Raw genomic sequence first — 26,922 nt, 5'->3', positions numbered from 1 at the left:
TTCTGATTGAATTCGGCTTGGCGCGGTCCCGGTTCACCTCTCCCCGTCGGGGAGAGGTCGGATTGCGAAGCAATCCGGGTGAGGGCTCTTGCCCTCTCGATCGACCGTAATCCCTCACCCGATTTGCTCCGCAAATCGACCTCTCCCAAGGGAGAGGTGAACTTTCGACGCCGTTACAGCTCAACCTAATCTCATCATGCCTCCGCAGTATGCCGCCCCTGCGGTGCAACGTCGCGTCCGGCGTTGCACCCGCAGGGGCGCGGTGCGATCTCCGCCTTTTTTACCGCTTCCCTTTGCTTCGGCTTCCCCCCTACCATGGCTTTCGTTTATACGGTCATTTGAACGTCATCCGGCGCTGATAACGCGCGCAACGAAAGATGACGTTCCAACCGGGAGGGGCTTTTGATGATTTTCCGACGACTCGGCGCTGCTGCTGTAGCCGCTGCTACGCTCGCATTCGCGTCGCCTGCATTTGCGGTGACCGAGATTCAGTGGTGGCACGCGATGACCGGCGCCAACAATGACGTCATCGTCAAGCTGGCCAACGACTTCAACGCCTCGCAGTCCGACTACAAGGTGATCCCGACCTACAAGGGCGGCTACGCCGACACCATGAATGCCGGCATCGCGGCTTTCCGCGCCGGCAACGCGCCGCACATCATGCAGGTGTTCGAGGTCGGCACCGCGACGATGATGGCCGCCACCGGCGCCGTCAAACCGGTCTACAAGCTGATGGCCGATGCCGGCGAGAAGTTCGATCCGAGCGTCTATCTGCCCGCGATCACCGGCTACTACTCGACCTCGAAGGGCGAGATGCTGTCGTTCCCCTTCAACTCGTCGTCGACGGTGATGTGGGTCAATCTCGACGCGCTGAAGAAGGCCAACATCGCCGAGATCCCGAAGACCTGGCCGCAGGTGTTCGAGGACGCCAAGAAGCTGAAGGCGGCCGGCTACAATACCTGCGGCTTCTCCGGCTCGTGGGTCACCTGGGTCAATCTCGAGCAGCTGTCGGCCTGGCACAACGTGCCGCTCGCCAGCAAGGCCAACGGCCTCGACGGCTTCGACACCGTGCTCGAATTCAACGGCCCGCTGCAGGTCAAGCATCTCGAGAACCTGGTCGAGCTGCAGAAGGACAAGACCTACGACTATGCCGGCCGCACCAACACCGGCGAAGGCCGCTTCACCTCGGGCGAGTGCCCGATCTACCTGACCTCGTCGGCGTTCTTCGGCAACGTCAAGGCGCAGGCCAAGTTCAACTTCACCGCAGCCCCGATGCCGTATTATCCCGACGTCAAGGGCGCGCCGCAGAACTCGATCATCGGCGGCGCCTCGCTGTGGGTGATGGGCGGCAAGTCGGCCGAGGAATACAAGGGCGTGGCCAAGTTCCTGACCTTCCTCTCGGACACCGACCGCCAGGTCTGGATCCACAAGGCCTCGGGCTATCTGCCGATCACCAAGGCCGCCTACGCCAAGGCCAAGGAAGAGGGCTTCTACAAGGACCAGCCCTATCTCGAGACCCCGCTGCTCGAGCTCACCAACAAGGAGCCGACCGAGAATTCGCGCGGTCTGCGCCTCGGCAACATGGTGCAGCTGCGCGACATGTGGTCGGAGGAGATCGAGCAGGCGCTGGCCGGCAAGAAGACCGCCAAGCAGGCGCTGGACTCCGCCGTCGAGCGCGGCAACCAGATGCTGCGGCAGTTTGAAAAGACCGCCGTCCACTGACATGATGGTTTGAGCCCATCAACCGGCAGGCCGCGACAAGCGGCCTGCCACTTTCTTAGAGACCATGCAAAAGCAAGCGATTTTCCAATCAAAGCTATTGCCTTACGCGCTGGTTGCCCCGCAACTCGCGATCGTCCTGATCTTTTTCTATTGGCCGGCCGCGCAGGCGGTGATCCAGTCCTTCCTGCTGCAGGACGCCTTCGGCCTTTCCACCAGCTTCGTCTGGTTCGAGAACTATCTCGAGCTGTTCAAGGACCCGGCCTATTTCGCCGCCATCGTCAGGACCTTCGCGTTCTCGTTCGCGATCGCGGTGTCCTCGCTGTCCTTCGCCTTGCTGCTCGCTGTGATGGCGGACAAGCCGCTGCGCGGCTCGACGCTCTACCGCACGCTTCTCATCTGGCCCTACGCGGTGGCTCCGCCTGTGGTCGGCGTGCTCTGGGTGTTCATGCTGCACCCCTCGCTCGGCGTGCTGTCGCGCTATCTGCGCGCGATGGGCGTTGACTGGAATCCGCTGCTCGACGGCGACCAGGCTGCAGCGCTGATCATCCTCGCCGCGGCGTGGAAGCAGATCTCCTACAATTTCCTGTTCTTCCTCGCAGGGCTGCAGAGCATCCCGAAGAGCGTGATCGAAGCCGCCGCGATCGACGGCGCGCGCCCGATGCGGCGATTCTGGACCGTGATCTTCCCGCTGCTGTCGCCGACCATCTTCTTCCTCCTGGTCATCAACATCGTCTACGCCTTCTTCGACACTTTCGGCATCATCGACACCATGACCCGCGGCGGCCCCGGCAAGGCGACCGAAACGCTGGTCTACAAGGTCTATACGGATGGCCTGCTCGGCGGCAATCTCGGCTCCTCGGCGGCGCAGTCGGTCATCCTGATGGTCATCGTGGTCGTGCTCACCGGCATCCAGTTCCGCTTCGTCGAGCGCAAGGTGACCTACTGATGGTCGAGGAAGAGGGCTTCCAGCGCTATCTGGCTCACGTCATCCTGTGGATCGGGATCGCGATCGTCGCCTTCCCGGTTTATCTCGCGATCGTCGCCTCGACCCAGGACAACGCCGTCATCGCCAACGGCCAGATGTCGCTGTTGCCCGGCGGCCATTTCCTCGAGACCTACTACCAGACGCTGTTTGTCGGCACGAGCGGCTCGACCCGCGAGCCCGTGCTCAACATGATGCTGAACTCGCTGGTCATGGCGCTCCTGATCGCGGTCGGCAAGATCGCGATCTCGATCATCTCCGCCTATGCGATCGTGTATTTCCGGTTTCCGTTCCGGATGGCGATCTTCTGGATCATCTTCATCACCCTGATGCTGCCGGTCGAGGTGCGCATCTATCCGACCTACAAGATCGTCGCCGACCTGCATCTGCTCGACAGCTATGCCGGCCTGTCGCTGCCGCTGATCGCCTCCGCCACCGCGACGCTGCTGTTCCGGCAGTTCTTCATGACGGTGCCGGATGAATTGCTGGAAGCCTCGCGCATCGACGGCGCGGGCCCGTTCCGCTTCTTCTGGGATACGCTGTTGCCGCTGTCGCGCACCAACATGGCCGCGCTGTTCGTGATCCTCTTCATCCTCGGCTGGAATCAGTATCTCTGGCCGCTGTTGATCACCACGCGCGACGACATGCAGACCATCCAGGTCGGCATCCGCAAGATGATCACCACGACCGACGCACTGACCGAATGGCCTGTGGTGATGGCGACCGCGCTGCTTGCGATGCTGCCGCCGGTGTTCGTCGTCGTCGTGATGCAGAAACTGTTCGTGCGCGGATTGGTGGAGACGGAAAAGTAATGGCTAACGTCACGCTGCGCAGCGTCCGCAAGACCTATCCCGGCGGCTTCGAGGCCATCAAGGGCGTCGATGTCGACGTCGGTGACGGCCAGTTCTGCGTGCTGGTCGGCCCCTCCGGCTGCGGCAAGTCCACGCTGCTGCGCATGGTCGCGGGGCTCGAGACCATCACCGGCGGTGAGATCGACATCGGCGGCCGCGTCGTCAATCAGGTCGAGCCCGCCGATCGCGATATCGCGATGGTGTTCCAGAACTACGCGCTCTATCCGCATATGAGCGTCTACAACAACATGGCCTACGGCCTGCGCAACCGCGGCATGGCCGAGGCCGAGATCAAGACCCGCGTCGAGGAAGCCGCGCGCGTGCTCGAGCTGTCGCCGATGCTGGAGCGCAAGCCGCGCCAGCTCTCCGGCGGCCAGCGCCAGCGCGTCGCGATGGGCCGCGCCATCGTGCGCCAGCCGAAGGTGTTCCTGTTCGACGAGCCGCTGTCGAACCTCGACGCCAAGCTGCGCATCGCGATGCGGGTCGAGATCCGCAAGCTGCAGCGCCGGCTCAACACCACGTCGATCTACGTCACCCACGACCAGCTCGAGGCGATGACGCTGGCCGACATCCTCGTCGTCATGAATGGCGGCCAGGTCGAGCAGATCGGCAATCCGCTGGATATCTACCAGAAGCCGGCGACCACCTTCGTCGCGTCCTTCATCGGCGCGCCGCCGATGAACCTGATGCCGCTGCGCTCGGATGAGCTGACGTCCCAGATCGCGGGCGCGGACGGCGCCGGGATCGTCGGGATCCGGCCGGAGGATTTCGTGATCTCCAGCGAGACCGTCTCGGGCGGCGTCGCGCTCGGTCTCACCGTCGAGGCGATCGAGCATGTCGGCGCCGAGACCTTCGTCTATGGCAGCCGCCAGCGCGAGGAGCAGGGGGTTGCCGCCAATCCGGGCGAGCTGCCGCCGGGCGAGGTCATCGTCCGGGTTCCCGGCGCCACCGGCCCCGCGATCGGCGAGCGGATCCGGGCGGTCGCCCCACGCGACAAACTGCATCTTTTTACCGCTGATGGCCGGAAGCGGGTCGCCGGGTAACCGATCGAGAAGAATTTGCCCTCATGTTGCGGGCGTTTAGGCTGGTTTCGGGGCTGCTTGAACGCTATCCAGATCGCCCCCATATCCCTCACTGACCGGAGGCCAGACGGCCCACCGGTTGCATGGGGCGCCGCAAGGGCCCCTCAAAGTCGCTTCGAGAGGACTTTGTAATGTCTCGTGTTCCATCGTTGTCCAGTCCGTTCCTTCTGGGATTCGACGAGATCGAGCGTGCGCTCGACCGCGTCGTGAAGGGCGCTGACGGCTATCCTCCCTACAACATCGAGCGGTGCGACCGTACCAACGGGCAGCCTGAGCGGCTTCGTATCACGCTGGCGGTGGCGGGCTTCACCCGCGACCAACTCGATGTAACCATTGAGGAAAATCAGCTCGTCATCCGCGGCCGCCAGCAGGACGACAAGGCTCGGCAATACATCCATCGCGGCATTGCCGCGCGCCACTTCCAGCGCACCTTCGTGCTGGCGGAGGGGATGCAGGTGCTGGGCGCGGATCTGAAGAACGGGTTGTTGTCGATTGACCTGGCCAGGCCGGAACCTGAACGGGTCATTAAGACAATCGCTATCAATGAGCACGAATAATAGAAACAAGGAGCGGACTCGACCGCTTATCTGACTGAGGAGTCGAGACCATGAGTGACATGAGTACCACCACCATCGAATCCAGCAACGTCACGCCGGAAGCGCTGGCTCATCTGGGCGAGGGTCATATCGCCTATGTGAAGCAGGTCCGTTCCGAGGACGTGCCCGATCTCTTTCCGCAGGCGCCGAAAATCGCGCCCGGCCTCAAACTGTTCGCACTGCATGCCGCCGACGGCACGCCGATGATGCTGACCGACAGCCGCGAAGCCGCGATCGCCAACGCCTGGAGCAACGAGCTGCAAGCCGTCAGCGTCCACTGACACAAATTCCCTGATTGGGTGCTGAATTCAGCACCCGCGAATTCAATGCGCGGGCAGGCCTCGACCGAAGGCGGCCCGCGCATTTTTTATGGCAATGCAGACGAAGCGGCGAGCATCGGACCCATGCTGAGCTGCACCTCGCCGGGAACGTTGTAGTCGCGCATCAGCATCCGGTTGTTGCGCAGCCCGCACGCCTCCCGCTGCACCACGAACATCCAGAGCGCGTGGCCGGCTTCCCGCACCAGGATGCGCCGCGCCTGTTGCGCGGGCGCCGGGGTGTCAGCGTGCGGATGCGCGGCATCGAACTCGCGCAGCTTGGCGAGCGCCTGTTCCAGGGCGCGGCCCATCCGGCCGAGCGCATCGCCCGCTCTTCGGCGAGCTCGTAGGCGAGGACGTCGACAGGAACGCGATCAAGGCGAAAATCGCGGGACATCTGTCATCCCTGGTTCGCACGCGCAATGTTGCGCACGCCCGTCTTCTGGCGTCACCGCCGGGTTGTCAATAGACGCCCGCGTCTTCGATGACGCCAGGTGCGGGCCCTCTCAGTTTGAACGGTTTGTGCGGCTTTAGGCAGCAGAGCATGGCTGCGGTCCATTTCGCTTCGCTCGGTTCCATGCTGTAATTAATTCCCGCAGGCTGAGCCTCACGGAAGACAATGCAATAAGGGGATTCCCGGCAAGATTTATCCACGATCAAATCGAATGAAGGAGATGCGACCATGCAGAAGAGCTCGCTGATCAATCTCGTTGCTTCGGTGTCGATTTCCGTCCTGGCGACTGGTGTCGCAATTTCCGCGCAAGACAAGTACAGCCTGCAAGTGCCGAATGGACTCGCGTTCTCCGAGTTCAGGGGATACGAGGACTGGTCCGTGATCGCGATCAGCGAGAACGAGGGCGTCATTGCCGTGATCCTGGGGAATCCGGCGATGATCGGCGCCTACCGGGAGGGCGTACCCGGCAATGGCAAGCCGTTCCCGGATGGCGTCAAGATGGCGAAGATTCATTGGATCCCGAAGAAGCAAGAGACGTATCCCGGTCAACCAACAGTGCCGGGCGCCCAGCACGACGTCGATTTCATGGTCAAGGACAGCAAGAGGTTCGCGGATAGCGGCGGATGGGGATACGGCGCGTTCGAGTACGACGCGGCGACAGATGTGTTCAGGCCTGCCAACACGACGGATAATCCGCCGCAGGAAAACGACGCAAAGTGCGGTTATGCCTGCCACACTGTGGTGCAGAACCACGACTATGTGTTCACCGAGTACGGCAAGAGGTAGAGCCGGACCACGCGGGTTCAAGCTGTGCCAGCCGCGCAGGCGCAATTCCCCGCGGCTGCCGCTCGGTCAATCTTCGCTCGCGGAACATTCGATCAAGGCCTGTCGTGCTCCTCGGAAATGTCCTTGTTGGTGTAGTCGGGCATCATAGCGGTCGCGGCAATGCTGACGACCGCGCAGAACAGGATGTAGAGCGCGATCGCATAACCCGACCCGGTGGCCGCGAGCAGCGCGGTGGCGATCAGCGGCGCCGGTCCGCCTGAGATCACCGAGGAGAGCTGATAGCCGATCGAGCAGCCGCTGTAGCGCAGCCGCGGCGTGAAGCACTCGGCAATCAGGGCCGCCTGCGGTCCATACGTCAAGGCGTGCGGTACGAATGACAGCACGATGGCGATGAAGATCAACCACGGCGTGCCGGTGTTCAGCATGGCGAAATACGCAAAGCCGAATAGCCCGGTCAGGACCGCGCCGATCGTGTACAGGCGCTTGCGCCCGACGCGATCCGACAGGTGCCCGGCCAGCGGGATGCTGAAGAGCTCGATGGTGCCGGCGCAGATCAAGCAGATCAGCAGGAAGTCGCGATCCTGATGGATCACCTGGGTGCCGTAGGCGAAGACAAAAGCCAGATAGATATAGGCCGGCGCCTGTTCGACCATTCGCGCCAGCGCCGAGAGGATGATCGAGCGCGGCTGACGCTTGATCACCTCGATCACCGGGACCCGTGCGACGCGGTTCTCGGCCACGATCCGGCGGAACGTCGGCGTCTCCATGATGCCGAGCCGGATGTAGAGCCCGATGGCGATCATCACGAGGCTGAGCAGGAACGGGATGCGCCAGCCCCAAACCAGGAATTGATCGCCGGACAAACGGCTGAACACCAGCACCGCTATGTTCGCCAGCAGCAGTCCGGCAGGACCGCCGAGCTGCGGCCATGAGGTGATGAAGCCGCGATGCTGGTTGGTGCGCGCCCACTCCATCGAGAGCAGCACCGAGCCGCCCCACTCGCCGCCGACGCCAACGCCCTGGATGAAACGGATGACGGTCAGGATCACCGCACCCCAGATGCCGATCTGGTCATAGGTGGGGACGAGGCCGACGGCCGCAGTGGCAAGTCCGGTCAGCAGCAACGTCGCGATCAGCGTGGCCTTGCGGCCGATGCGATCGCCATAATGGCCGAAGATCGCGGCACCGATCGGTCGCGCGATGAAGCCCACCGTGTAGATCGCGAACGCCTCCAGGACACCGACAAGCGGATCCGACTTCGGGAAGAACAGCTTGCCGAACACGAGCCCGGTCACCGTGCTGTAAAGCAGGAAGTCGTACCATTCGATGGTGGTGCCCACCGTGCTGGCGATCAATGCGCGACGCAATTGCGCCTGATGCTCGGCTTCCGGCAGTGGGGTGACTGCAATGTCCAATGTCGTCATGTGCATCTCCCTGGCCGACATATTCGGCCTTCTGGAATGCGTTGCGCCACCGTCCACGGCGGTGGACGATGCTGTCGATGCCCGATTGCCAGTTTGGTTGGGGCGGCGTCGCCAATGCGCGGGTCGCGCCCATGCAGGGCCCCGGGAAGCCGGTCCCTGGATCGCGAGCGGCGCAACCGATCGCCATCGCGGGAGTACGACATCCCTTGTGACACGGTCTTGCAAACCGAAATCTAGCCCTTCGGTCCGCCCGGTAAATTCGACCTTGGTCTGTGGCTTACGCCAACTGCTCGAACGTTCAGGCCAGCCGCGCGCGGATGTCGGGCTTCAGCACCTTGCCGACCTTCGACCGCGGAAGATCGTCCCAGACCTCGATCTGCTTCGGCGTCTTGATGCTGCCGATCTGCTGCTTGACGAAGGCCGCCAGCGCAATCGCATCGACGGTGTGGCCGGCGCGCGGCTGCACCACGGCGACGATGCGCTCGCCCCATTTGTCGTCGGGCAATCCTATCACAGCGCAATCCTGCACCGCCTCGTGGGCGCGCAACGCGTTCTCGACCTCGATCGAGTAGACGTTGAAGCCGCCGGTGATGATCATGTCCTTGGCGCGATCGACGATATAGAGGTAACCGTCGCCGTCGATGTAGCCGATGTCGCCGGTGTGGTGCCAGCCATGCACTGATGCTTCGCGCGTGGCCTCCGGGTTCTTGTAGTAGCCTTCCATGACCAGCGAGCCGCGCACCACGATCTCGCCGCGCGATCCCGCAGGCAGCAGCTTGCCGTCGCCGTCCATGATGCCGGCCTGCACCAGCGGGCCGATCCGCCCGGCCGACGCAAGCCGCTCCATCGCGATCGTGCCGTCCGGATTGTAGTGATCGGCCGGCGGCATCATCGAGATCATCATCGGCGCCTCGGTCTGTCCGAACAGCTGCGCCATCGGTCCGATCCGCTGCAACGCCTCCGCGAGACGCGTCGCCGAGATCGGCGCCGCGCCATACCAGAAGCACTGCAATGAGCTGCGATCGGCCGCGTCGAGCCCGGGATGATCGAGCAGCATGTAGATCACGGTCGGCGGCAGGAAGGTGTGGGTGACGCGGTAGCGCTCGATCAACGCCAGGAACTCGCCGATATCAGGGTGATGCATGATCACGACGCGGCCGCCGAGCGTCATGATCGGGAAACACAACACGCCGGCGGCATGCGTCAGCGGCGCCAGCGCGAGATAGACCGGACGGCCCTTGAACGGGTAGCCCATCAGGGTCAGCGCGGTCATCGCCTCGATGTTGCGACCCGACAGCATCACGCCCTTCGGCTTGCCGGTGGTGCCGCCGGTGCCCGGGATCATCGCGAGATCGTCGATCGTGTCGCGCTGATAGTGATCGTCGGCGAGCCCGGAGAGCCAGCGCTCGAACGACGGCGCGAACGGCAGCTCGGCATCGAGACAGACCAGCGCGCGCAGCTTCGGCAGGTCCTGCCTGACGGCCTCGACCATCGGCGCGAAGCTGGAATGAAACAGCAGCAGGTTGCAATCGAACTGGTCGAGGATGAACTTGTTCTCGGCCGCCTCGTTGCGCGGATTGATCGGACACCACACCGCCGCAGCGCGCGAGATGCCGAACACGCAGGCGAAGGCGAGCGGATCGTTGCCGGACAGAATCGCGACCTTGTCGCCGGGCGCGATGCCCGATCGCTCGAGCCCGCGCGCGATCCGGTAGCTCAACCGCTGCACCTCGCCATAGCTGAGGTCATGGCCATCCATGGTGAGGCACGGCGCGTCGGCGCCGAGCGAGGCACCCTTGTCGAGATAATCGATGAAGCGCATGGCGGGCCTCGCAAGAGGCGCGGGTGACGCGCGACTGCATCACCCGCGGATAGTGCGTTTTCGAGCAAGGCAGATACCAGTCCGCTTGACGAAAACGCTTCAGGGAGCGGAGTGTTGAGCCCCGATCCGATCGGGGCTCAAGATCAGTCGTGCACGGTCAGGACCGGCTTGCCGACCAGGCCGAAGCTGCGCAATTGCCCGAGCAGTTCGTGGTGGCCGAACGCCTGGCAGCCGGAGGCGAAGCCGACGCGCTTGGGCGACTGCTGCAGCAGGTACGCCGCGGCAAAGGCCTGCAGCATGCCGGTCTGCTTGTAGTTGCTGTTGCCGTAGATGACGCAGTGCGCGCGCCCCAGCGGGCCGGAGGCGTACACCGAATCCAACGACTTGTTGACGCGCGGGTTCTCGCGCGGCGGCATGGTGTTCATCACGCCGGCCGCGGTCTGCGCCAGCGCGGCGTAGCGCTCGTCAGGCTTCATGTCCTTGGTCGCCTCCAGCGCGGCGGCGACGATCTGCGGCACACCCAGCATCAGCGCGCGATTGAACACGCCGCCCAGCACCTTCACATTGGCGACGCGCGGATCGCGCTTGAACCACACCGGGTGCGAGGTGCCGCCCCAGGGCAGCGCCAGCGCCAGCTCGTGCTGGCCGGGGATCGCGAGATTGTAGAGGCCGGCATCGGGCTGATGCTCGACATACTTGTTCTGCTCCAGATAGTAGGCCTTGGCCATCGCGGCGTTGACCAGGATGGTCTGCGTCGAGGCGATGGTCGGGCTGCCGCCCCAGAACACGGCGATATCGAGCGTGTCGAGGCCGGGGGTTTCCAGGCAGAGCTGCGCGGCGATCTCACCAGTGGTGTACATCTGCGCGATGCCCGGTGCCAGCAGCAGGCCGGCATTGCCGAACTTCGCGCCGAACTCCTGCTCGAGCGTGATCAGCCAGTCCTGCTCGCCGGTCGTGTCGGTGTAGTGGCACTTGGCTGCTAGGCAGGCCTGCACCACCTCGACGCCGAACTTGGCGAACGGGCCCACGGTGTTGAGCACCACCGAGGCGCCCTTGAACAGTTCGGTCAGCGCGGCCGCGGTGTGCGGCACCGTCACCACCTCGTAGTCGGCGGTCTCGATGCCGGCCACGTTCGACTTCATCGCGGCGTTGAGCTTGTCGGCGCTGCGGCCGGCGGCGATGAAGGGGATGTTGTACTCACGCAGATATTCGCAGACCAGCCGGCCGGTATAGCCGGACGCGCCATAGACGATGACGGGCTTCTTCTCGCTCATTGCGATCCTCCGAAATGCTTGTTGTCAGCTTCGTTGCTACATGCCCATGCCGCCATCGACCGGCAGGCCGATGCCGGTGATGAAGCGGGCATCGTTCGAGCACAGGAACACTGCGGCGTCGGCGATGTCGGAGACCTCCGCGAGCTTGCCGAGCGGCGTCTGCTCCACCACCGAGCCGACGGCGGCATTGACGTCGGGCGCGAGGCCGATCTTCACGATGTCATTGGCGAGCTGCAGGCCCATGTCGGTCGGGATCAGCCCGGGATAGATGCAGTTGACGCGCACGCCATAGCCGAGCTTGCCGGCCTCCATCGCACCGACGCGCGTCATGCGATCGACCGCGGATTTGGTGCCGGAATAGACGGCGATGCTCGGGAAAGCGATCGTCGCCGCGACGGATGCGATGTTGACCACCGCACCGCCCTTGCCGGCGGCGCCGCCCGGCCGCATCGCGCGGAAGGCGTGCTTCATGCCGAGCACGGTGCCGACGATGTTGACGTCGCACATCCGGCGCGCATCCTCGGCCTTGATATCGGCGACCAGCGAGGTGATCTCGATGCCGGCATTGTTGATCAGGATGTCGAAGCCGCCGAGGGTTTCGACCGTTGCGGCGGCGGCCCTCTCCCATTGCGCATCGTCGGTGACGTCGAGTTTTGCAAAACCGGTCTTGACGCCGGCCTTGGCGATCTCGGCGGCGGTGGCCTTGCCGGCATCGTCCAGAATATCGCCGATCATGACCGCAGCGCCGGACCGCGCCAGCGCCTGCGCGATGGCCGCGCCAATCCCCCGGGCGCCGCCGGTGACCAGGGCTTTCCTGCCTTCAAGGCTCTTCCCACTCATGACGTAGTCCTCCCTTTGCTGGTGATTTCTGGTGCTGCTGAGATCGGCAGTGCGGGCCGGCAGGCTTGCGCATTCGGAGCGCATTGGTGGTCGCGGCCGGCGTCGGCGGGGCGCAGCATGGCGCGCCCCTGACGGTGCATCTCCTCCTGTTTATCGATTGGTCAGCCGTCTTGACGGTTGTCCAAATTATTTGGCCAACCCTCGTCCAGGAACTTGACACTTGTCAAGCCTGAATTTGACAAGTGTCAAAGAGGATGATGTGAAGGGATGGAGCGCGCCGCGGTCGCCGCGGTATAGTCGCTGAACCGAAGAGACAGAGGGAAGGCACGGGATGGCCCGGCAATCGACAGGAGCGGCCCAACGCGTAGCTGTGGCGACCGAGGCGCTGCGCGACGAGAAATTCAACGCGCGGCGCGTCGAGCTTGCGGAGGCCGCGCTGGAGACGCTCGGCGAGCTCGGCTTTGCGCGCACCAGCCTGCGCGAGATCGCGCAGAACTCCGCATTCACGCACGGCGTGTTTCACTACTATTTCAGCGACAAGCTCGATCTGATCTGTTGCTGCGTCCGTCACTACAAGGCGAAATGCGTGACGCGCTATGACGAGGTGGTGACGACGGCGCGAAGCCGCGACGAACTGACCGAAGGCTTCCTCGCCAAGCTCGCGGCGACTCTCGAGAACGAAGCGCGCATGCACCGGCTCTGGTACGATCTGCGCTCACAGGCAATGTTCGAACCCGCGTTTCGCAAGGACGTGCTCGAGATCGACAAGAGCCTGGAAGCGATGATCTGGCGGATCGCCACGCGCTACGCCGAGCTCGGCAACAAGCAGCCGGCATCGTCGCCGGCCGCGCTCTACGCGCTGTTCGACGGCCTGTTCCAGAGCGCGCTGCTCAGGCATCTCGCTAATGACGAGAAGGCCGTGCCCGATCTGCTCGACGAAGTCCGCCGTCTGCTGCCGACGATCTGCTGAGACGTTCGAATACTTCGTAGCCCGGATGAAGCGCAGCGAAATCCGGGATTCGCGCCAGCCGCGAGATTCCCGGATTGCGCTTCGCTCCATCCGGGCTACGGACTGAAAGTGTTCGCGTGCGCCATCGCGTGACGAACAGACCATTTCCGAATGACAGTTGCGCGAACGAGTTCGCTGACGCGGATGATTACGCCGCGCTCGCCGGCGGCAGCGCGAGCACCGAGTAGATCGCCTGCGCGTCGCGCGAGGCGCGCAGCTTCTTGGCGACGTCCTGGTCGCGCAGCAGGCGGGCGATGCGCGCCAGCGCCTTGAGATGATCGGCGCCGGCGCCTTCGGGTGCCAGCAGCAGGAAGATCAGGTCGACCGGCTGGCCGTCCATCGCCTCGAAATCGATCGGGCGCTCGAGGCGGGCGAAGAAGCCGAACAGCTTCTCCAGCTTGGGCAGCTTGCCGTGCGGAATGGCGACGCCGTAGCCGACCGCCGTGGTGCCGAGCTTCTCGCGCTGCAGCAGCACCTCGAAGATCGCGCGCTCGTTCTGCCCGGTCAACGCCGATGCACGCGCGGCGAGTTCCTGCAGCGCCTGCTTCTTGCTGATGACTTTCAAAGCCGGAAGTATCGCCTCGGGTGCGACCAGATCGGTAATCGGCATTGGGACGTTCCGAGGTGAATGACCGTCAGGTTGCGAAATAGGCTTTACAGCGGCGGCGTCAAGAAGATGAGGTGGGATGCGGGCTTAGCCCGGGTCCATTGGCAGGGCTTCTACTCCAACGTATCGGCGGTGCCAACACCTGCGAACCCTGTTCCGCCCCCCTTGTTCCTGGAGGCGGCGGACCATAAGCAGGGCTGGCTTCGGACGTCAATGCCATCTGCCAACTATCCTCAGGGGCTCACCGCAGGCGGATCGACCCAGCCGACATTGCCGTCCGTCCGGCGGTATATGATGTTCAACCGGCCACTGCCGCCATGCTGGAACACCAGGCAGGAGGCGCCGGTCAGATCGAGCTCCATCACGGCCTCGCTGACCGACAGCCGCTTCAGCGCGGTGGTTGCCTCGGCAATGATGACAGGGCTGTATTCGGTGACCTCGTCCTCGTTCTCGGGCGCCTCGATGACATAGCTCGGCGCGTCGAGCCCGACGCCGTTCAACTCGGCAAGCGCAGCGTTGGCGGCATAGGTCTTGCGGGCGGAGCGATCCTTGAGCCGGCTCTTGTAGCGGCGCAGGCGCTTCTCGATCATCAACAGCGCGGCATCCGCGCTGGCATAGGCGTCGGCGGCGTTGGATTCGGCTTCCAGCGTGATGCCGGAATCCAGATGCAGCGCGCAGTCGGTTCGGAAGCCGAAGCCATCCTTGCTCAGCGTGATGTGACCGGAATAGTTGCCATCAAAATACTTTCGCAGGACCTCGTCGGTGCGGTCGCTGACGCGCGCCCGAAGCGCCTCGCCGATGCTGATGCTCTTTCCCGAGATTCGAAGGGTCATTTGATGCCTCAATTGCTGGGATGCCTCGGTCAGTCTTGCAGGAGCATGATGGTTGCTGGATTCCGGTTACCTTCCTTTCTGGACGATGCTCGACCTGGAAAGGTCGAGACTATCGCGATTTGACGCGAACGCAACGAGCGCATGGACCTGTCCGTACTCGGACGGGGCCATCCTCAAGAAGTAACCTAAACGGGGGCTGTATCGCGCGAGCGGTCGGGCGAGGAGGCAGGAGCCGAAAGGGCATTACCGAGCATGCTCTGTTTGTCACGGCGGCGCTGCACCGAGGATGGTATCCGCATCGCCTCACGGTACTTCGCGACGGTGCGGCGGGCGATATCAATGCCCGAGGCGCGCAAACGTTCCACGATCGTGTCGTCGGACAGGATCGCCGACGGCGCCTCGCCGTCGATCAGCTGCTTGATGTGGTGACGCACTGCTTCGGCCGAATGCGCCTCGCCGCCATCCGCGGACGCGATCGACGCGGTGAAAAAATACTTCAATTCAAAACTGCCGCGATTGGTCGCCATGTATTTGTTGGCGGTGACGCGCGACACCGTCGATTCATGCATCTGGATCGCGTCCGCGACTGCCTTCAGATTCAGCGGCCTCAAGTGCGCGACGCCATAGGTGAAGAATCCGTCCTGCTGGCGGACGATTTCGGTCGCGACCTTCAAGATGGTGCGGGCGCGCTGATCGAGCGCGCGCACCAGCCAGGTCGCGTTCTGCAGGCAGTCGGTGAAGTACGACTTGTCACCGTCCTTGCGGATCGTCTTCGACAGCTCAGAGTAATAGGTCTGGTTGACCAGAACGCGCGGCAGAGTGTCGCTGTTGAGCTCGACGTGCCAGCCGCCGTCGGGACCCGGACGCACATAGACGTCGGGCACCATGGTCTGCGTCCGCGAGGTGCCGAACTTCAGGCCGGGCTTCGGATCGAGCCGGCGGATCTCGGCGATCATGTCGGTGATGTCTTCGTCGTCGACGCCGCAAAGCTTGCGCAGGCCGGCGATGTCGCGCTTGGCAAGCAGATCGAGATGCTCGACCAGCGCCTGCATTGCCGGATCGTAGCGATCGAGCTCGCGCAGCTGGATCGCGAGACACTCGCTCAGGTTTCGCGCGCAGACACCCGGCGGATCGAATTTCTGCAGCACGGCGACGACCTCGTCGACCGCTTGCTGCGACGCACCGAGCCGCTCGGCGGCCTGGCCGAGATCGGCCGGCAGGTAGCCGGCGTCATCGACGAGGTCGATCAGGTACTGCCCGATCATGCGCTGCGCCGGCGCCGAGAACGCGACCGCGAGCTGTTCGGCGAGATGGTCGGCGAGCGTCAGTTCGGCGGCCACGAAGGCTTCGAGATTGTATTCGTCGTCGCTGGAGGCGCCGCCGCCCCATTCGGTATAGACCGAGGGCGGCGCGTCCTGCGCGGCGCGCGCGGCCGCCTCCGCCGGCTCCTCGGAGAACACGTTGTCGAGACCGGTATCGAGCGTCTGCTCGATCTCGGCACGGGTGCCGAGGTCGCGGTTCAGCCACTCCTCCTGGCCGGGCTCGAAAGCGGCCTCGCCGCCCGAGCCTGAGGCCATGTCGGACGAGTCGCCGTCATCGCCGTAGCTGTTGGAACCGTCGGAATCGCCGTAGTCGGCCCGCTCCATGACCGGCTCGCCCGCCACCGGCGGTTCCGGCCCGTCGGCTGCCCGCTCCAGCAGCGGGTTGCGTTCCAGCTCTTCCTCGACAAAGGTCGACAGATCCAGGTTCGACAGTTGCAGCAGCTTGATCGCCTGCATCAGCTGCGGCGTCATCACCAGCGACTGCGACTGGCGGAACTCTAGTCTTTGCGTCAGCGCCATGCAGGCAAGATCGACCTTAAAAGTTGGCTCGATTCTTGCTTATCTTAGTCCGTGAAGCTTGTACACGGCTTGACGGATGCAATTTTCAGGCTAAAGGCGGAATTCCTCGCCAAGGTAAAGCCGACGTACATCGGGATCATTAACGATCTCCTCCGGGCTTCCCTCAGTCAAGATCTCACCGGCATAGACGATATAGGCACGGTCGGTCAGGCCGAGCGTCTCGCGAACGTTGTGGTCGGTGATGAGCACGCCGATGCCGCGGTTGGTGAGATGGCGGACGAGGTCCTGGATGTCGCCGACCGCGATCGGGTCGATGCCGGCGAACGGCTCGTCGAGCAGCATGTAATTGGGCCGCGTCGCCAGCGCGCGCGCGATTTCGACGCGGCGGCGCTCGCCGCCGGACAGCGCGATCGACGGGCTCTTGCGCAGCCGCGTGATGTTGAATTCGTCGAGCAGCGAATCCAGCTCGTGCTCGCGCTTCTTCTTCGAGGGCTCGACGACCTCGAGCACGGCACGGATGTTCTGCTCGACCGACAGGCCGCGGAAGATCGAGGCTTCCTGCGGCAGATAGCCGATGCCGAGGCGCGCACGCTGATACATCGGCAGCTTGGTGACGTCGTGGCCGTCGAGCTCGATCGCGCCGCGATCGGCCTTGATCAGGCCGGTGATCATGTAGAACACCGTGGTCTTGCCGGCGCCGTTCGGCCCGAGCAGGCCGACCGCCTCGCCGCGGCGCACATAGATGCTGACGCCGCGCACCACCTGGCGGCTGCCGAAGCTCTTTTCCACGCTATGCACAGCCAGGTAGCCCGGCCGCTTGATGAGCTGCGGCGCCGCCGGGGCGCTGTTCCTGGCTGGCCTTGCCCGCGCCGGAGCGGGCGCTGCTGCGGGCTGGGATCGCGGCAGCTCGGCGGCAGGAACCGAAGCGGCGCGCGCCATCGGCGGCGCGTCGCGCACCGACGACGTCAGCATCTCGCCGAACTGGTCGCCGAGCGCCGTGATGTCGTCATGCGAGCGCGCAAATCCGGAGCTGCGTTTCGCAGAGCGCCGCCGGAACATGCCGAGAAAATCCACCATCCCCGCTTCGCTTCAGCCTTTCACGGTGATCCCGCGACTTTGCCTGCGGACCAATCGATTCGCACGCGTACCCGCAAGCATGCGCCGGAAACCTGGATACCGGCCTTCCCTCGCGACAAAAGCGGACGCCTTTGCGCGGAGATCATGCTCAAACAACACGGCAAAGCGCGATCACCCGCGCCTTGATTGAATGGATGCCCCTGTCCCGGCCAACAACTCCCCCTCAAAGGCATATCGTTCGGCCGGGCCGCTCGAGTAGATACAGTCTCGCCCCGCGCGCTTCAACCTCGCGGCCGCAAAATATTATCTAATGCATTGATTCATCTTGATTTTGATGGCTTGGCGGAAGCTGACGGGAGGCTTACGGGGCTGGTCGCGGCCGGCGCGCCGCCGCAGTCTTGTCCCTGGACGACCATGGCTTGCACCCTGCCACTGTCGGATTCCACACGCGAGACGCCGGTCGTCATGTCCACCAGCAGACGATCGCCGCGCACCACGTTCTGGCACTGGGTCAGCACCACCTGGCTGCCACTGCCGCCGAGCATGGTGATCAGATTGGTCTTGGTGTCGAAGATCGCAGTGGTGCCGGTGACGACCTGATCCTTCTGGGTCACGACGACATCGCCCTTCGCTTCCAGCCGGTTGATCGAGGATGCGCCGGCGGGGCCGGGCGTTGCCGACTGCGGCGGCGGGCTCTTGGGTGCGGTGGAGTTCGGCGCAGTCGCCGGCGGCTGGGTCGACTTGTCCTCGTAGAACACGACCAGGACCTTCGAGGTCATGGTGGTGTCGCCCTGCGTGACTTTCACATTGCCGGAGAAAGTCGCCTCCTTCTTCTTGTCACGCATTTCGAGCACGGCCGCCTCGATCTTGACCGGCTGGTTGCGGTTCTGCGCGAAACCCTGCATGGCGTTGGGCGCGGACGCAGTGCCCTGTCCGCGCGCGGTGTCGAACGCCATCAGCGCGAGGAGAGCAACGATTGCGGCGCGCGAAACCAGCATCGGCAGGATAATCCTCGCGCCGGCGGCGCTTATTTCGACTTGCTACCCGGCAGCAGTTGAAGCGGTGACGGGGCCGCTGGCGCCGTGCCGGGGGCAGCCGGCGTTCCGCAGCCACCCTTGCCGCTTTGTCCGCCCTGCGACTGGATGAACAGGCCCTGCACCTTGCCGCTTTCGGATTCCACCCGCGAGACGCCGGTGGTCATGTCGACCAGCAGGCGGTCGCCGCGCAGCACGTTCTGGCACTGGGTCAGCACCACCTGGCCGCCACCGCCGCCGAGCATGGTGATCAAATTGGTCTTAGTGTCGAAGATCGCGGTCTCGCCAGTCACCACCTGATCCTTCTGGGTGACGACGACATTGCCCTTCGCCTCCAGCCGCTTGATCGAGGACGCGCCGCCGGGGCCCGGCGTTGCCGACTGCATCGGCGCGGCGCCCTTGGCTGCGGCACCCTTGGTGGCGGCCGGCGCAGGCGCCGGCGTCTGGGTCGATTTATCCTCGTAGAACACCACCAGCACCTTCGAGGTCATGGTGGTGTCGCCCTGCACGACCTTCACATTGCCGGAGAAGGTCGCCTCCTTTTTCTTGTCGCGCATCTCGAGCGCGGCAGCCTCAATCTGGATCGGCTGGTCGCGGTTCTGCGAGAAGCCCTGCATGGCGTTGGGAACGCCCGACATCGAGCCCTGCGCGGACGCAGCGCCGGCTGCAAACAGCGTAAGCAGAAAGGCCGCGATTGCAAAGCCGTGCGGAAAACGTCTCATCATCAAATTCATTTCGTGTTGGCGGATTTGCGCGCCTTCGGTGGCGGCGGAGGTGGCGGTGGCGCAGCCTCGGCAGGCGGGCTCGGATTGTTGTCGCCGAGCTTGTCGAGATACATCACGACATTGCCTTCGAACCGCACCAGCTCGCCGCTGTTGTAGATCCTGAGGCGATCTGATGTCAGCGTGCCCTCGAGCAGCTTGACGTCGACATGCTCGTCCGACGAGACGTTGCCCTTGTTGATGTCGACGAACGCCTGCGTCAGCTTGGCCTCATAGCCGGTGGAGGACTGCAGGAAGATATCCTGGCGCAGGTCGAGCAGCTGCTTCTTGTTGTCGAAGAAGCCGGTGCGCGCATCCATCGTCACCGTCGACTGATCCTGCTGCGCCACCTTGGCGCGGATCGTCTTCAGCTCGACATGGTCGGGATCGGTGACGTCCTGGATCGCCGCCTTGGCCCACATTTCATAGGGCCGCCCTTCGGCCGAGAAGCCGGCGATATGCGGCGATTCCATCGTGATCTTGGTGCCCGACACCACGAGGTTGTCCATCTCGACCGGGAGCTTGGGGATCATTTCGCGGAATGGATTGTAGACCGAGACGAAGATGATCGAGGCCATCGCGAGGCCAACCACCGCGGGCACCGCGACGCGCAGGATCCGCACCATGCGGCTGTGCCGCGCGGCAGCGGCAAAGCGCGCCTCGAGGCCAGTGACATAGGCTGGATTCTGAACCGAATTCACCTGAGCTCCAGAGGCGCGAAATTGCCCCTATTCTAGCCGGAGCCGCCCAAATATGCAGCCCGGACCTCGCGTCGCGCCCCCGCAGGGAGACCACGCGTGAACAGTTTGGCCGAAACGGGGCGGAAATGGCCCCGCTGCGACGAATTCGCGCCCATCATGAACGGGCGGAATCATGAATGGGCAAAGATGTCCTCGGCCTCCCAGCCGTCGAGATCGAGCCTGGCGCGGGTGGGGAGGAAATCGAAGCACGCCTGCGCGAGATCGGTGCGCCCCTCGCGCGCCAGCATCATGTTCAACTTGTCGCGCAGCGCATGCAGGTGCAGTACGTCGGAGGCGGCATAGGCAAGCTGGGCCTCGCTGAGGCTTTGCGCGCCCCAATCGCTCGACTGCTGCTGCTTCGACAGCTCGACGTTCAGCACTTCGCGCACCAGATCCTTCAGGCCGTGGCGGTCGGTGTAGGTGCGCGACAGGCGCGAGGCGATCTTGGTGCAATAGACCGGCGCCGGCATCACGCCGAAGGTGTTGTAGAGCACCGCGACGTCGAACCGCGCGAAATGGAAGATCTTGGTGATCTTGGGATTGGCGAGCAGCGCCTTCAGGTTCGGCGCATCGGTGTGCCCCTTCGGAATCTGGATCACGTCGGCGGTGCCGTCGCCGTTCGACATCTGCACCACGCAGAGCCGGTCGCGATGCGGATGCAGCCCCATGGTCTCGGTGTCGATCGCAACGGAATCGGTGTAGCGGGTGAGATCGGGCAGGTCGCCGCGATGCAGGCGGATGGTCATGAATGAAGGCCTCGGGTCTCGGATCGATTCGACAGGCGACACTAGCCCCCAAACGCCGGGGATGCGAGCGGATAGGCCGTCTCCGGCCGCTCAGGCGCGGGTTTTCCGCCCGGCTCCTGCCATATCCCGACACGGCGGCCTGGCATCGCGCGAACTCTGTTGCATTTGGATCACGCTACAATTCAAACGATCAGAGATGGGATGATCGGATGCCGCGCAATCCTCATATGAATGACCGGGAGACTCCGCGGTTTCCGATCACACTTCCGCGCATTTTTTTGCGTTTCGGCGCCGATGAAATCCGCGTGCGGTGACCCTATCTCTGCGCAGCCGCTTGCGCCCCTTTGCATCATCACGAATGAGTCCCATGTCGGAACAGACCATCGCCGCGCCGATCGACGACGAGCCGCAGGTACGCGGCTTTACGCGCTATCAATCGTTCCTGATCGCCCTGCTTGCCTTCACGCAATTCACCCTGATCCTCGACTTCATCATCATGTCGCCGCTCGGCGCCATCCTGATGCCCTCGCTCAACATCACGGCGGGACAGTTCGGCGTCGCGGTCTCCGCATATGCCTTCGCCGCCGGCATTTCCGGCATCCTCGCCGCCGGCTTTGCCGATCGCTTCGACCGCAAGCGGCTGCTGCTGTTCTTCTATGTCGGCTTCATGCTCGGCACCGTGCTCTGCGCGCTGGCGCAGAATTTCCACGTACTACTGCTTGGCCGCATCGTCACCGGCCTGTTCGGCGGCGTGATCGGCTCCGTCGTGCTTGCCATCGTCACTGACCTGTTTCCGCTGCAACAGCGCGGCCGCGCGATGGGCGTGCTGCAAACGGCATTCGCAGCGAGCCAGGTGCTTGGCGTGCCGGCCGGACTTTTCCTGGCCAATCACTGGAACTGGCACATCTGCTTCGTGGCCATCGTCGGCCTGTCGATCGCGGCGATCGCGACCATCGCGCTGTTCATGGAGCCCGTCGACGGGCACCTCAAGCTGCAGCACGACAGCAATCCGTTCCGCCATCTGATCGCGACCGTCGGCCAGCCGCGCTACACGCTGGCCTTCCTGGTGACGACGCTGCTGGCAACCGGCGGCTTCATGCTGATGCCGTTCGGCAGCGCCTTCACCGTGCACAATCTCGGCATCGATATCGTGCATCTGCCGACGATCTATCTGGTCTCCGGCCTGTTCAGCATCGTGATGGGGCCGCTGGTCGGCCGCGCCAGCGACGCGTTCGGCAAGTACCCGATCTTCGCGTTCGGCTGCGTGGTGTCCGTCATCATGGTGTCGATCTACACCAATCTCGGCCACGTCTCGCTGCTGACCGCGATCCTGGTCAATGTCGTGATGTTCGTCGGCATCTTCTCGCGCATGATCCCGTCGCAGGCACTGATGTCAGCGATCCCAGATGCGAGCCAGCGCGGATCGTTCAGCGCGGTCTCGGCCTCCGTGCAGCAGCTCTCGGGCGGCCTGGGCTCGGTGGTTGCCGCCGCGATCGTCGCCGAGAATCCCGACGGCTCGCTGCTGCATTTCGACCGGATCGGCTACGTCGTCGTGGCAACGACCCTGATTTCGCTGGTCGCGATGTACTTCGTGCAGCGGCCGATCGCGCGCCGCGCGGGGCGGCGGATCGTGTGAGGGCCGCGCTACTTCGCGAGCATGGGGCCGGAACGGCCGGAAGCGGTAGCGGGTGACGGCGTTGCCGCACCCACCCCGCGGATGCAGAGCGATTTCAATCGCTTATGAAAGGGATGGTGCCCAGGAAAGGACTCGAACCTTCACGGCCGTTAAGCCACTGGCACCTGAAGCCAGCGCGTCTACCAATTCCACCACCTGGGCGTGGGCGCGTTAGTAAGGTTCGGTTACGCGCTTGTCAAATTCACGAAACGAAAAATCGAATACCCTGTACATGGTGGGGTCGATGGCGTATCGCCAGATGGCTAACCCACGTCAATAACTCCCGAATCCGACAGGAACCACCCGATGGCATCGAACCTGGACACCACAGTCACGGTCTTCGGCGGATCGGGTTTTCTGGGCCGGAACGTGGTCCGGGCGCTCTGCAAGCGCGATTACCGGGTCCGCGTCGCGGTGCGGCGGCCTGAACTGGCCGGCCATCTGCAGCCGCTCGGCCGGGTCGGGCAGATTCATGCCGTCCAGGCCAATGTGCGCTACCCGGCCTCGGTCGAGGCGGCGATGCGTGATTCGCAGGTCGCCATCAATCTGGTCGGCATCCTGGCTGAGGGCGGCGGGCAGACTTTTGATGCCGTGCAGGTGAAGGGCGCCGAGACCATCGCCAAGGCGGCCGCCGCGAACGGCGCCCGAATGGTCCATGTCTCGGCGATCGGGGCTGACGAAAACTCCCTGTCGGGCTATTTCCGCGCCAAGGCGGAAGGCGAGAAGGCGGTGCAGGCGGCGCTGCCGTCGGCCACCATCATGCGGCCGTCGCTGCTGTTCGGGCCGGAGGATCAGTTCACCAACCGCTTCGCGGCGCTGGCGCGGATCTCGCCTGTGCTGCCGCTGGTCGGCGGCGGCGTCAACACGGTGGAGCCGGCCTATGTCGCCGACGTCGCGGACGCGGTGGCGGATGCGGTGGATGGCAAGGCCAAGGCAGGCGCGACCTACGAGCTCGGGGGGCCTGAGGTGCTGACCATGCGCGAGGTGATGCAGATCATCCTCAAGATCACCCAGCGCGATCGCATGCTGGCGCCGCTGCCGTTCGGCCTCGCCAAGTTGCAGTCGTATGTCCTGCAGTTCGCGCCGGGCCCGTTCACCCTGACCCCGGACCAGGTCGCGATGCTGCGCGTGGACAATGTGGTGTCGGAGGCCGCCAAGGCCGCCGGGCTGACGTTTGCGGGCCTCGGCATCACGCCGGATTCGATGGAAGCGGTCGCCCCGCAATATCTCTGGCGCTTCCGCGCCACGGGGCAGTTCCAGAAGAAGAGCGCGTAAGCGCAAATCTCTCAGCCCGTCCCGGCCAAGCGCAGCGCGAGCCGGGACCCATAACCACGAATGCTCGAGATGTAGGACGCTGGGGCCACAGCCCTGCGCCACTGAAAGAACTGTGGTAATGGGTCCCGGCCTTCGCCGGGACGACGGAGAGAGTTTGCCTTACCGCCCCATCGCCAGCGCGATCAGGCCGAGGGTGCCGACGATCACGCGCCACCAGGCAAAGAAGGTGAAGCCGCGGCGGGTGACGAAGTTGAGGAACGCGCGCACCACGATCATCGCGGTAATGAACGACACTACGAAGCCGACCGCGATCACGCTGAGATTGTCCGAGCTGAAGTCGGCGCGGTTCTTGTAGAAATCATAGACGAACGCGCGACCATGGTCGGGATCGCGAGGAAGAACGAGAACTCCGCCGCCGAGCGCTTGTCGGCGCCGAGCAGCATCGCCGCCACGATGCTGGCGCCGGAGCGCGACACGCCGGGGATCATCGCAAGGCACTGCGCGACGCCGATCCAGAAATACATCAACAGCGGAAACCGGGTCGCATCGTCCTCGTACACTTTGAGATCGAGCTGATCGACCCAGAGCAGCACGGCGCCGCCGACGATCAGCGTGAAGCAGACCACCCACGGATTGAACAGGAATTCCTTGATGTATTTGCCGGCGATCAGGCCGATCACGACGGCGGGCAGGAACGCCACCAGCACGCCGATCACGAAGCGGCGGTCGTCGGGATTGGAGAACATGCCGAGCGCGACGCGCCACAATCTGGAGAAGTAGAGCACGAGGATCGCGAGGATCGCGCCGAGCTGGATCAGGATCGCAAAGCTCTTCCAGAAATTGCCTTCGCCGAGATTGAAGAAGCGCTCCGCGAGCAGCAGGTGCCCCGTCGAAGAGACCGGCAGGAACTCGGTGACGCCCTCGACGATGCCGAGAATCACCGCCCGCAGCATATCCGTCATCATGTTGTGGCCTGCCCTGTGTGGAAAACGGGATTCTTCTCGCTTATTCGCACATTGGCCGCAATCGCAAAAAATCGTCAAACAATGGGTTACCCGGCCGATTTGCTGGGCTATAGCGTTTTTGTGACCCGCACCATCTGCGGGGGTGGCTACCGGTTTGCGTGCTGACGCGACATAGAGACGAACGGAACTGGCCGGGGCAAATCGCACGGCCGGGCCGCACAGGTTGATGGTTTCTTAAGCGCCGCGAAACTACCAAGGGCTTCATGTATACGCTGTATCACCATCCGTTCTGTCCGCATTCGCGCTTCATTCGCCTCGTGCTCGGCGAGTATGGCCTCGATCTGCGCCTGGTGGAGGAACGGGTCTGGGAGCGTCGTGAGGCATTCCTGGCGCTCAATCCGGCGGCAACCACGCCGGTGCTGATCGCCGAGGGCTTTCCGCCGATTCCGGGCGCGCCCATCATCGCCGAATATATCGACGAGACGCATGGCCTCGATGCGGGCGAGCGGCGGCTGCTGCCGACGTCGTCGGCCGAGCGCGTCGAGGTGCGCCGGCTGATGGCGTGGTTCAACGAAAAATTCTTCGAGGAAGCCTCCAACCCGCTGGTGACCGAGCGGATCTACAAGCGCTTCATGAGCGAGGACAATGGCGGCGGCCCGCCGGCGCCCGACATCATGCGCGCCGCCAAGGTCAATGTGCGCTATCATCTGAGCTATATCGGCTGGCTGGCGAAGACGCGGAACTATCTCGCCGGCGACCGCCTGACCTACGCGGATCTCGCCGCCGCGGCGCATCTCTCGGCGATCGACTATCTGGGCGACGTGCCATGGAGCGAGGACGACGCGGCAAAGTCGTGGTACGCGCGGGTAAAATCCCGCCCGTCGTTCCGCCCGCTGCTCAGCGAATGGCTGGCGGGGGTGCCGGCGTCGCGCACCTATGTGGACCTCGACTTCTGAACCCGGCGGTCAGGCTCTCCCCGTCCGATCTCAAGGCCGCGCTTCAGCGCGAGGCGCGCGCGCTCGGCTTCGATGCGATCGGCTTCACCGATCCCGACGCGACCAGCGAAGCCGGAAAATATTTCCTCGAGTTCCTCGGCTCCGGCGGCCATGGCGACATGGACTGGCTCGCGGCCAATCCGGAGCGGCGCGCCGACCCGCGCGTGCTGTGGCGCGGCGTGCGCTCGATCATCATGCTGGGCGTCAATTACGGACCTGACGACGATCCGCTGAAGCTCCTCGCGCGCCGGTCGCATGGCGCGATCTCGGTCTATGCGCAGGGCGACGACTATCACGACGTAATCAAGAAGCGGCTGAAGATCCTGGCGCGCTGGCTCGCCACTATGACCAGCGACGAGGTGAAGGTGTTCGTCGACACCGCCGCCGTGATGGAGAAGCCGCTCGCCCAAGCCTCAGGCATCGGCTGGCAGGGCAAGCACACCAATCTGGTGTCGCGCGAGTTCGGCTCGTGGCTGTTTCTCGGCGCGATCTATTCCGCGACCGAATTGCCGCGCGACGAAAGCGACACGGATCATTGCGGCAGCTGCAACGCCTGCCAGGACATCTGCCCGACCGCGGCGTTCCCCGCGCCGTACAAGCTCGATGCGCGGCGCTGCATCTCCTATCTGACGATCGAGAACAAGGGGCCGATCCCGCACGAATTCCGCAAAAGCATCGGCAACCGCATCTATGGCTGCGACGATTGCCTCGCGGTGTGCCCGTGGAACAAATTCGCGCAAGCCGGCCGCGAGCAGAAGCTTGCGGCGCGCGATGCATTGCGCGCGCCTGATCTCGGCGAGCTGGCGCGGCTCGACGATGCGGCGTTTCGCGCGCTGTTCACGAAATCGCCGGTCAAGCGCATCGGCCGCGACCGCTTCATCCGCAATGTGCTGATCGCGATCGGCAATTCCGGCGATGCAAACCTCGCAGCCGAGGCGCGGCGCTTGCTCGACGATGCGAGCCCGCTGGTGCGCGGCGCGGCGGTGTGGGCGCTGTCGCAACTGATCGCGCCCGACGCGTTCGCGGCGCTGGCATCACGGGCCGGCGGCGAGCCCGATCTCACGGTGCAGCGGGAGTGGCAGGAAGCTATCGCTGTCTAGCTTCGCCGCGAAGATCGGGAATGTATGAAGTCTCCATCCCCGTCATTGCGAGCGAAGCGAAGCAATCCATCGCGCAGCTACGCGGAAGGATGGATTGCTTCGTCGCTGTCGCTC

General features: G+C 64.1%; 24 protein-coding genes, 1 tRNA gene and 2 pseudogenes. 12 read left to right on the top strand and 15 right to left on the bottom strand.

Going from position 1 to position 26,922, the window contains the following annotated elements; genetic code table 11:
• Positions 1 to 405: 405 nt before the first annotated feature.
• The 6 genes from ugpB (at position 406) to AKN84_RS29945 (ending at position 5,514) form a co-directional block, all read left to right on the top strand.
• The gene (gene ugpB / locus AKN84_RS29970) at positions 406 to 1,722 is read left to right on the top strand and encodes a sn-glycerol-3-phosphate ABC transporter substrate-binding protein UgpB (RefSeq protein WP_050424109.1); all 1,317 of its coding nucleotides are present in this window, start codon (positions 406 to 408) and stop codon (positions 1,720 to 1,722) included.
• 64 nt (positions 1,723 to 1,786) lie between these two features.
• Positions 1,787 to 2,668 (top strand): sn-glycerol-3-phosphate ABC transporter permease UgpA, encoded by an 882-nt coding sequence (ugpA, locus tag AKN84_RS29965; protein WP_050424108.1) that lies wholly within the window; start codon positions 1,787 to 1,789, stop codon positions 2,666 to 2,668.
• The gene (gene ugpE / locus AKN84_RS29960; protein ID WP_050424107.1) at positions 2,668 to 3,516 is read left to right on the top strand and encodes a sn-glycerol-3-phosphate ABC transporter permease UgpE; all 849 of its coding nucleotides are present in this window, start codon (positions 2,668 to 2,670) and stop codon (positions 3,514 to 3,516) included. Before ugpA ends, ugpE begins: the two co-directional genes overlap by 1 nt.
• Positions 3,516 to 4,598 (top strand): sn-glycerol-3-phosphate import ATP-binding protein UgpC, encoded by a 1,083-nt coding sequence (locus AKN84_RS29955; protein ID WP_050424106.1) that lies wholly within the window; start codon positions 3,516 to 3,518, stop codon positions 4,596 to 4,598. Before ugpE ends, AKN84_RS29955 begins: the two co-directional genes overlap by 1 nt.
• Positions 4,599 to 4,768: 170 nt before the next feature.
• Positions 4,769 to 5,194, top strand: a complete 426-nt coding sequence (locus tag AKN84_RS29950; protein ID WP_021082592.1) for an Hsp20 family protein — start codon at positions 4,769 to 4,771, stop codon at positions 5,192 to 5,194.
• A 50-nt stretch (positions 5,195 to 5,244) separates the two neighbouring features.
• Positions 5,245 to 5,514, top strand: coding sequence for a BQ00720 family protein (locus AKN84_RS29945; protein ID WP_050424105.1), 270 nt, complete (start codon positions 5,245 to 5,247; stop codon positions 5,512 to 5,514).
• A gap of 86 nt (positions 5,515 to 5,600) precedes the next feature.
• Here AKN84_RS29945 and AKN84_RS29940 read toward each other — a convergent pair.
• Positions 5,601 to 5,947: pseudogene (locus AKN84_RS29940) on the bottom strand (DUF6665 family protein).
• 285 nt (positions 5,948 to 6,232) lie between these two features.
• Here AKN84_RS29940 and AKN84_RS29935 point away from each other — a divergent pair.
• Positions 6,233 to 6,790 (top strand): cytochrome P460 family protein, encoded by a 558-nt coding sequence (locus tag AKN84_RS29935; RefSeq protein WP_050424104.1) that lies wholly within the window; start codon positions 6,233 to 6,235, stop codon positions 6,788 to 6,790.
• Between the two features lie 92 nt (positions 6,791 to 6,882).
• Here the strand turns inward: AKN84_RS29935 and AKN84_RS29930 are convergent, their stop codons facing one another.
• The 4 genes from AKN84_RS29930 to AKN84_RS29915 all read right to left on the bottom strand — a co-directional run bounded on the left by AKN84_RS29930 (position 6,883) and on the right by AKN84_RS29915 (position 12,150).
• Positions 6,883 to 8,214, bottom strand: a complete 1,332-nt coding sequence (locus AKN84_RS29930; protein WP_050424117.1) for an MFS transporter — start codon at positions 8,212 to 8,214, stop codon at positions 6,883 to 6,885.
• A 298-nt stretch (positions 8,215 to 8,512) separates the two neighbouring features.
• A complete protein-coding gene (locus AKN84_RS29925; protein ID WP_050424103.1) occupies positions 8,513 to 10,036 on the bottom strand; it encodes an AMP-binding protein in 1,524 nt (507 codons plus the stop codon).
• A gap of 143 nt (positions 10,037 to 10,179) precedes the next feature.
• Positions 10,180 to 11,310 (bottom strand): DUF5938 domain-containing protein, encoded by a 1,131-nt coding sequence (locus AKN84_RS29920; RefSeq protein ID WP_050424102.1) that lies wholly within the window; start codon positions 11,308 to 11,310, stop codon positions 10,180 to 10,182.
• Positions 11,311 to 11,346: 36 nt separating this feature from the next.
• Positions 11,347 to 12,150: an SDR family NAD(P)-dependent oxidoreductase gene (locus tag AKN84_RS29915; RefSeq protein WP_050424116.1), complete on the bottom strand. Its 804-nt coding sequence runs from the start codon at positions 12,148 to 12,150 to the stop codon at positions 11,347 to 11,349.
• Positions 12,151 to 12,481: 331 nt separating this feature from the next.
• Here AKN84_RS29915 and AKN84_RS29910 point away from each other — a divergent pair, with 331 nt between their 5' ends.
• Positions 12,482 to 13,120, top strand: coding sequence for a TetR/AcrR family transcriptional regulator (locus tag AKN84_RS29910; protein WP_128971271.1), 639 nt, complete (start codon positions 12,482 to 12,484; stop codon positions 13,118 to 13,120).
• 187 nt (positions 13,121 to 13,307) lie between these two features.
• Here AKN84_RS29910 and ptsN read toward each other — a convergent pair whose 3' ends face one another.
• The 8 genes from ptsN to AKN84_RS29870 form a co-directional block, all read right to left on the bottom strand.
• Entirely contained in the window at positions 13,308 to 13,769 is a 462-nt protein-coding gene (ptsN, locus tag AKN84_RS29905) for a PTS IIA-like nitrogen regulatory protein PtsN (RefSeq protein WP_016843543.1), read from the bottom strand.
• Between the two features lie 230 nt (positions 13,770 to 13,999).
• Positions 14,000 to 14,599, bottom strand: coding sequence for a ribosome hibernation-promoting factor, HPF/YfiA family (gene hpf, locus AKN84_RS29900; RefSeq protein ID WP_050424100.1), 600 nt, complete (start codon positions 14,597 to 14,599; stop codon positions 14,000 to 14,002).
• Between the two features lie 185 nt (positions 14,600 to 14,784).
• Positions 14,785 to 16,440 carry an RNA polymerase factor sigma-54 gene (gene rpoN, locus AKN84_RS29895; protein WP_050424099.1) on the bottom strand — a complete coding sequence of 552 codons (1,656 nt, stop codon included), beginning with the start codon at positions 16,438 to 16,440 and terminating at the stop codon, positions 14,785 to 14,787.
• A 90-nt stretch (positions 16,441 to 16,530) separates the two neighbouring features.
• Positions 16,531 to 17,517, bottom strand: a complete 987-nt coding sequence (lptB, locus tag AKN84_RS29890; RefSeq protein ID WP_050424098.1) for an LPS export ABC transporter ATP-binding protein — start codon at positions 17,515 to 17,517, stop codon at positions 16,531 to 16,533.
• A gap of 320 nt (positions 17,518 to 17,837) precedes the next feature.
• Positions 17,838 to 18,515: an LptA/OstA family protein gene (locus AKN84_RS29885; RefSeq protein ID WP_050424097.1), complete on the bottom strand. Its 678-nt coding sequence runs from the start codon at positions 18,513 to 18,515 to the stop codon at positions 17,838 to 17,840.
• 29 nt (positions 18,516 to 18,544) lie between these two features.
• Complete coding sequence (locus tag AKN84_RS29880) at positions 18,545 to 19,276, bottom strand: LptA/OstA family protein (RefSeq protein ID WP_050424115.1); 732 nt, start codon at positions 19,274 to 19,276, stop codon at positions 18,545 to 18,547.
• Positions 19,277 to 19,281: 5 nt separating this feature from the next.
• Positions 19,282 to 20,013 (bottom strand): LPS export ABC transporter periplasmic protein LptC, encoded by a 732-nt coding sequence (lptC, locus tag AKN84_RS29875; protein WP_050424096.1) that lies wholly within the window; start codon positions 20,011 to 20,013, stop codon positions 19,282 to 19,284.
• A gap of 170 nt (positions 20,014 to 20,183) precedes the next feature.
• On the bottom strand, positions 20,184 to 20,798 hold the full coding sequence (locus AKN84_RS29870) for a ribonuclease H-like domain-containing protein (RefSeq protein ID WP_050424095.1): 615 nt from the start codon (positions 20,796 to 20,798) through the stop codon (positions 20,184 to 20,186).
• Positions 20,799 to 21,165: 367 nt separating this feature from the next.
• On the opposite strand from AKN84_RS29870, the gene AKN84_RS29865 reads away from it, so the two are divergent.
• The gene (locus AKN84_RS29865; protein WP_050424094.1) at positions 21,166 to 22,434 is read left to right on the top strand and encodes an MFS transporter; all 1,269 of its coding nucleotides are present in this window, start codon (positions 21,166 to 21,168) and stop codon (positions 22,432 to 22,434) included.
• Between the two features lie 114 nt (positions 22,435 to 22,548).
• Here the strand turns inward: AKN84_RS29865 and AKN84_RS29860 are convergent.
• Positions 22,549 to 22,635, bottom strand: a tRNA-Leu gene (locus AKN84_RS29860).
• Positions 22,636 to 22,779: 144 nt separating this feature from the next.
• On the opposite strand from AKN84_RS29860, the gene AKN84_RS29855 reads away from it, so the two are divergent.
• Complete coding sequence (locus tag AKN84_RS29855) at positions 22,780 to 23,748, top strand: complex I NDUFA9 subunit family protein (protein WP_050424093.1); 969 nt, start codon at positions 22,780 to 22,782, stop codon at positions 23,746 to 23,748.
• 159 nt (positions 23,749 to 23,907) lie between these two features.
• On the opposite strand, the pseudogene AKN84_RS29850 reads toward AKN84_RS29855, so the two are convergent.
• A pseudogene (locus tag AKN84_RS29850) lies at positions 23,908 to 24,713 on the bottom strand (undecaprenyl-diphosphate phosphatase).
• A 263-nt stretch (positions 24,714 to 24,976) separates the two neighbouring features.
• Here AKN84_RS29850 and AKN84_RS29845 point away from each other — a divergent pair.
• Positions 24,977 to 25,669, top strand: a complete 693-nt coding sequence (locus AKN84_RS29845) for a glutathione S-transferase family protein (protein WP_050424092.1) — start codon at positions 24,977 to 24,979, stop codon at positions 25,667 to 25,669.
• The gene (gene queG, locus AKN84_RS29840; protein ID WP_050424091.1) at positions 25,618 to 26,808 is read left to right on the top strand and encodes a tRNA epoxyqueuosine(34) reductase QueG; all 1,191 of its coding nucleotides are present in this window, start codon (positions 25,618 to 25,620) and stop codon (positions 26,806 to 26,808) included. The genes AKN84_RS29845 and queG overlap by 52 nt, the downstream gene beginning before the upstream one ends.
• Positions 26,809 to 26,922: the final 114 nt, after the last annotated feature.

It is taken from the genome of Bradyrhizobium tropiciagri, from assembly GCF_001189845.1.
Lineage (GTDB): Bacteria > Pseudomonadota > Alphaproteobacteria > Rhizobiales > Xanthobacteraceae > Bradyrhizobium > Bradyrhizobium tropiciagri.
The sequence above is the reverse complement of the archived record's forward strand: the minus strand, read 5'-3'. Positions and strand labels throughout refer to the sequence as shown.

What these genes read in the sequence shown, in the direction of transcription:
- ugpB (WP_050424109.1), top strand. Translation starts at nt 406, where the DNA reads ATGATTTTCCGACGACTCGGCGCTGCTGCTGTAGCCGCTGCTACGCTC.
- ugpA (WP_050424108.1), top strand. Translation starts at nt 1,787, where the DNA reads ATGCAAAAGCAAGCGATTTTCCAATCAAAGCTATTGCCTTACGCGCTG.
- ugpE (WP_050424107.1), top strand. Translation starts at nt 2,668, where the DNA reads ATGGTCGAGGAAGAGGGCTTCCAGCGCTATCTGGCTCACGTCATCCTG.
- AKN84_RS29955 (WP_050424106.1), top strand. Translation starts at nt 3,516, where the DNA reads ATGGCTAACGTCACGCTGCGCAGCGTCCGCAAGACCTATCCCGGCGGC.
- AKN84_RS29950 (WP_021082592.1), top strand. Translation starts at nt 4,769, where the DNA reads ATGTCTCGTGTTCCATCGTTGTCCAGTCCGTTCCTTCTGGGATTCGAC.
- AKN84_RS29945 (WP_050424105.1), top strand. Translation starts at nt 5,245, where the DNA reads ATGAGTGACATGAGTACCACCACCATCGAATCCAGCAACGTCACGCCG.
- AKN84_RS29935 (WP_050424104.1), top strand. Translation starts at nt 6,233, where the DNA reads ATGCAGAAGAGCTCGCTGATCAATCTCGTTGCTTCGGTGTCGATTTCC.
- AKN84_RS29930 (WP_050424117.1), bottom strand. Translation starts at nt 8,214, where the DNA reads ATGACGACATTGGACATTGCAGTCACCCCACTGCCGGAAGCCGAGCAT.
- AKN84_RS29925 (WP_050424103.1), bottom strand. Translation starts at nt 10,036, where the DNA reads ATGCGCTTCATCGATTATCTCGACAAGGGTGCCTCGCTCGGCGCCGAC.
- AKN84_RS29920 (WP_050424102.1), bottom strand. Translation starts at nt 11,310, where the DNA reads ATGAGCGAGAAGAAGCCCGTCATCGTCTATGGCGCGTCCGGCTATACC.
- AKN84_RS29915 (WP_050424116.1), bottom strand. Translation starts at nt 12,150, where the DNA reads ATGAGTGGGAAGAGCCTTGAAGGCAGGAAAGCCCTGGTCACCGGCGGC.
- AKN84_RS29910 (WP_128971271.1), top strand. Translation starts at nt 12,482, where the DNA reads ATGGCCCGGCAATCGACAGGAGCGGCCCAACGCGTAGCTGTGGCGACC.
- ptsN (WP_016843543.1), bottom strand. Translation starts at nt 13,769, where the DNA reads ATGCCGATTACCGATCTGGTCGCACCCGAGGCGATACTTCCGGCTTTG.
- hpf (WP_050424100.1), bottom strand. Translation starts at nt 14,599, where the DNA reads ATGACCCTTCGAATCTCGGGAAAGAGCATCAGCATCGGCGAGGCGCTT.
- rpoN (WP_050424099.1), bottom strand. Translation starts at nt 16,440, where the DNA reads ATGGCGCTGACGCAAAGACTAGAGTTCCGCCAGTCGCAGTCGCTGGTG.
- lptB (WP_050424098.1), bottom strand. Translation starts at nt 17,517, where the DNA reads ATGGTGGATTTTCTCGGCATGTTCCGGCGGCGCTCTGCGAAACGCAGC.
- AKN84_RS29885 (WP_050424097.1), bottom strand. Translation starts at nt 18,515, where the DNA reads ATGCTGGTTTCGCGCGCCGCAATCGTTGCTCTCCTCGCGCTGATGGCG.
- AKN84_RS29880 (WP_050424115.1), bottom strand. Translation starts at nt 19,276, where the DNA reads ATGATGAGACGTTTTCCGCACGGCTTTGCAATCGCGGCCTTTCTGCTT.
- AKN84_RS29870 (WP_050424095.1), bottom strand. Translation starts at nt 20,798, where the DNA reads ATGACCATCCGCCTGCATCGCGGCGACCTGCCCGATCTCACCCGCTAC.
- AKN84_RS29865 (WP_050424094.1), top strand. Translation starts at nt 21,166, where the DNA reads ATGTCGGAACAGACCATCGCCGCGCCGATCGACGACGAGCCGCAGGTA.
- AKN84_RS29855 (WP_050424093.1), top strand. Translation starts at nt 22,780, where the DNA reads ATGGCATCGAACCTGGACACCACAGTCACGGTCTTCGGCGGATCGGGT.
- AKN84_RS29845 (WP_050424092.1), top strand. Translation starts at nt 24,977, where the DNA reads ATGTATACGCTGTATCACCATCCGTTCTGTCCGCATTCGCGCTTCATT.
- queG (WP_050424091.1), top strand. Translation starts at nt 25,618, where the DNA reads ATGGCTGGCGGGGGTGCCGGCGTCGCGCACCTATGTGGACCTCGACTT.